Origin of the sequence: Pseudoalteromonas sp. S4741, assembly GCF_005886135.1 — a bacterium.
In the GTDB taxonomy this organism is placed as follows: Bacteria; Pseudomonadota; Gammaproteobacteria; order Enterobacterales; family Alteromonadaceae; genus Pseudoalteromonas; species Pseudoalteromonas tetraodonis.
Genome location: NZ_PNCN01000156.1, coordinates 1 through 3929, shown reverse-complemented (window position 1 = coordinate 3929; position 3929 = coordinate 1). Strand labels below are relative to the sequence as shown.

Below are 3929 nucleotides of genomic sequence, written 5' to 3'. Positions count from 1 at the left end.
CACGTTCAGTGCTCCTGCGTTATTCTACTGGCTTACATCCATGTAAGAATAAGTAAAAACCGAGCAACAAAGAGTAAACCCCCCTTGGGTCGAACCCAAAGGGCAGCGCGTGTTTGGCATTTATGCTGCGTTATCGCCTATTTATGTGAAATAACCACACTACATAGGCTCTGCCTTGTCTAAATACCAAACACACTGCTGTAAACTTAACCTCGAAAGATAAACAGACCCTAACTGTTAGTCGTTTTTAACGCTGTCATTAGTAAATGACATTCTAGTCGTTCGTCGCTATTTAGGCCCTGTGTCTTGTCTTTTATTAATAGGGTCTCTAGTCGATAATTTAAACACTGATCTTCAATAAATTTGAAAGTATTTTGAAAAACAGTCTCTAAACGCTCTTCATTTATTTGATGTTGCCATGTCGCTAACTTAGTTAATGGCTCGTAGTCATCGGTGCCCCGAAATGATTCAAGAATTTGTGCGGTGGTAATGCCATCTTTTTGTAATGCTTGATGTTGTAGTCGCAATAATAAGCCAATACCCGCAATATTCATTTGAGCTAAATCGGGTAAATAGGGCACACTTTTAGCCAAGTTAGGGTGCTGAATTAAAATCCCTATTGCTTGGCGCATGGGTGTAATTTTAAATTTTCGTTCAATTGCTTGCTGCTGTTTTGGCGTTTTTAAGTGATTATTGAGTTGCTCACGGGTACGGCCAATCAATCGCCCAAGTTGCTCTAGGATATTTTCTTGGTAAAACTCACTTGGGATCTTTTCAATCAGGGGCAGTGCCGCACTGAGTAACTTAGCCTTACCGGAATCTAGTGTTAAATCAATCTCTTTACTTAGTTTATTAAACAGCACTTTAGTGAAGTCATCTGCGTTTTCAAGGCGTTGCTCAAAAGCTGCTTTACCTTCTTGTTGTACGAGTGAATCAGGGTCTTCACCATCGGGTAAAAATACAAAATGCAGTGCTTTGCCATCGTTTAAGTAAGGCAACGCATTTTCGAGTGCGCGCCACGCAGCATCTTTACCTGCACGGTCACCATCGTAGCAACAAATAACTTTATCTGTGGTTCTAAATAAAGTGTGCATGTGCTCGCTGGTTGTCGCTGTACCAAGGGCTGCTACGGCATATTCAATACCTTGTTCTGCCAGCGCTACTACGTCCATATAACCTTCTACAATCAGTACATGGTCAAGCTTCTTGTGTGCTTGTTTAGCTTCATAAAGGCCATAAAGTTCAAAGCCCTTATGAAATATGCGTGTCTCCGGAGAGTTTAAATATTTAGGCCCTTGATCGGCTTTCATTACTCGCCCACCAAAAGCAATAACGCGGCCGCGTTTATCACGAATTGGAAACATTAAGCGATCACGGAAAAAGTCGAACTGTTTGCCTGGGGTTTTCTCCGATGCGAGTTTAAGCTCAACCAATTGTTCTTTTTGTTCTTGGTTTCGCCCAAGTTGTTGGCAGAGCCCTTCCCATTCGCTGGGCGCATAACCTATCATAAACTTTTTAACGGTTGCGCCGCTTAAGCCGCGACCTTTAACGTAATCGATTACCGCTTCAGAGTTACTGTGATGTTTTAACTGATGTTGATAAAAGCGTGCTGCATGCAGCATTAGATCATAGTCTGAACGTTTTTGTGCCGCTGTGCGCTCTGGTCCATTACTGCTCCCTTGTTCGCGAGGAACATCAAGGTTAAGTAAACTGGCTAGTTCTTCAATTGCATCAACAAACTCGAGTTTGTCATACTCCATAACAAACGAAATAGCGTTGCCGTTAGCGCCACAGCCAAAGCAATGATAAAACTGTTTATCTTGCGATACGGTAAATGAAGGCGACTTCTCATTATGAAAAGGACAGCAAGCTTGATAGTCTTTGCCCGCTTTTTTCAACCCTACCTTTGAGTCAATCAGGTCGACAATATCGGTTCGTGCCAATAAATCATCGATAAAGTTGCGTGGGATCTTTCCAGCCATTGTTTAAAGTACAGCCCTAAGATAAATAGAAAAGTGATGAAAACGAATTATAATACGCAAAGATTTGAACACAAATGCATAATTTTTTGAAGTACAAAATATCTAAACGAAGAAACCGAGCTCAAGGCTCGGTTTACTTCAATCATACTAAATGTATGTGGGGGTATTAGGCAGTTAATCGTTGCTTAATTAAACCTGAGATTTTACCCATATCGGCACGACCTTCGGCTTTGCTTTTGATTATACCCATTACTTTACCCATGTCTTGCATACCTGCTGCGTTAGTATCAGCAATAGCCGCGTCAATGAGAGCAATAATTTCTTCTTCACTCAATTGTTGAGGTAAAAAAGCTTCAAGTGCTGTAATTTCATTGGCTTCAATATCAGCTAAATCATCACGCCCAGCATCTTTGTACTGAGTGTAAGAGTCGCGACGTTGTTTAACAAGCTTCACTATAACGGAGATAATATCTGCGTCGTCTAGTGTTATTTGCTCGTCAATTTCACGTTGCTTGATTGCAGCAAGTACCATACGAATAGGGTTAAGACGTTGTTTGTCTTTGGCTCTCATCGCATCTTTTTGCGCATCTTTTAGCGTTATTAAAAGGCTCATTTATACAAGACCTAATATATTAGTATAATTTAACGCGACGAGCGTTATCACGAGAAAGTTTTTTCATGTGACGTTTAACAGCAGCTGCTTTTTTACGCTTACGCTCAGCTGTTGGTTTTTCATAGTGCTCGCGACGACGAACTTCTGAAAGGATACCTGCTTTTTCACATGAACGCTTGAAGCGACGAAGTGCTACGTCAAACGGTTCGTTCTCTCTTACTTTAATTACTGGCATTAAAAATTCACCTACCTAAATTATGAGCGTTGCTCAAGTTGATCAAACATTGATCAAGTGGTTCAAAAATGGTGCGGTATTGTAATCCGAAGCAACACCACATGTAAAGGATAATATTAACAGAAACACAGCAGCTAAAACAGTGTTAATTTATATGGCGTTGGTACAGCCTACAAAAAACTTGCCCTGCCTTTTTTTCTTTAATTAACAACCAGTTATTTGGTGCTTTGAACGAGGTTAGCTCGGTTTCTACTTCAACATATATCAATGCTTCTGGGTCGAGCCATTGATTATTTTCCAATAAATCACAGCATGATTGAGCTAAATTTTTGCGAAATGGCGGGTCAATAAAAACCAAATTAAATGTGTCACTGGTGTTTTTTCTCTCTAAAAACGTCAGTGTATTAGTATTAACGACTTGCGCGTTTTGTGCATCAAGCGTCGCAATGTTTTGCTCTAATTGTTTTGCTGCTTGTGAATCAAGCTCTATAAATGTGGTGTGTTTTGCAAAACGCGACAATGCTTCAAATCCCAATCCACCGGAACCGGCAAAGCAATCGAGAGTGTGCGCATCGCGGGTATCGTGCATCAACCAATTAAACACCGTTTCTTTAATTCGGTCGGTTGTAGGACGCAGACCTTGAACATCTTTTACTGGCAGTTTTCGACCGCGAAATTGGCCGCTAATGATTCTAATAACCCCATCAGCTGATTTATGAGTGGTGTTATTTTGTGTGGTTTTTTTTCTCATTTAACTCACTAAAAATTGGTATCTATGATCTAGCTCAGATAATATTGCAATCATATCACGGCGTGTCATTTTTCAACTGCGCTAAAAGTGTTACTATTATGCACCCTCGAGGATAACGTGTTGCTAAAAGCAATTATTTAGGCTTAAAAGCACGCTATCATTATCGTTAGTTTATCAGATTTTTATAAGTGGTTATTAGCAAGTATGGCAAAAAAAAGTAAATTCATGTCGTGGCTCGGTTTTGGCAAGTCAGATAAAAAACAAGCAGAAGCTGATAAACAACAAGCATTAGCAAAAGAGCAGGCAGAAAAAGCCGAGCAAGACCGTCTAGTCGCAGAGCAAGCTGAG

4 protein-coding genes are annotated in these 3929 nt (G+C 40.4%); all 4 read right to left on the bottom strand.

Translation table 11 applies throughout. The annotated features are described in order from the left end of the window. Positions 1 to 230 precede the first annotated feature (230 nt). Positions 231 to 1982, bottom strand: coding sequence for a DNA primase (gene dnaG, locus CWC30_RS16560; RefSeq protein WP_138627654.1), 1752 nt, complete (start codon positions 1980 to 1982; stop codon positions 231 to 233). A 166-nt stretch (positions 1983 to 2148) separates the two neighbouring features. Beyond that, positions 2149 to 2595, bottom strand: a complete 447-nt coding sequence (locus tag CWC30_RS16555) for a GatB/YqeY domain-containing protein (protein ID WP_069439812.1) — start codon at positions 2593 to 2595, stop codon at positions 2149 to 2151. A 19-nt stretch (positions 2596 to 2614) separates the two neighbouring features. Then, positions 2615 to 2830 carry a 30S ribosomal protein S21 gene (gene rpsU, locus CWC30_RS16550; protein ID WP_002957797.1) on the bottom strand — a complete coding sequence of 72 codons (216 nt, stop codon included), beginning with the start codon at positions 2828 to 2830 and terminating at the stop codon, positions 2615 to 2617. A 145-nt stretch (positions 2831 to 2975) separates the two neighbouring features. After that, positions 2976 to 3581, bottom strand: a complete 606-nt coding sequence (gene rsmD, locus CWC30_RS16545; protein WP_013465959.1) for a 16S rRNA (guanine(966)-N(2))-methyltransferase RsmD — start codon at positions 3579 to 3581, stop codon at positions 2976 to 2978. Positions 3582 to 3929: the final 348 nt, after the last annotated feature.

Bases quoted from the DNA above. Each gene is read 5' to 3' on its own strand.
- dnaG (WP_138627654.1), bottom strand. From the start codon at position 1,982: ATGGCTGGAAAGATCCCACGCAACTTTATCGATGATTTATTGGCACGA.
- CWC30_RS16555 (WP_069439812.1), bottom strand. From the start codon at position 2,595: ATGAGCCTTTTAATAACGCTAAAAGATGCGCAAAAAGATGCGATGAGA.
- rpsU (WP_002957797.1), bottom strand. From the start codon at position 2,830: ATGCCAGTAATTAAAGTAAGAGAGAACGAACCGTTTGACGTAGCACTT.
- rsmD (WP_013465959.1), bottom strand. From the start codon at position 3,581: ATGAGAAAAAAAACCACACAAAATAACACCACTCATAAATCAGCTGAT.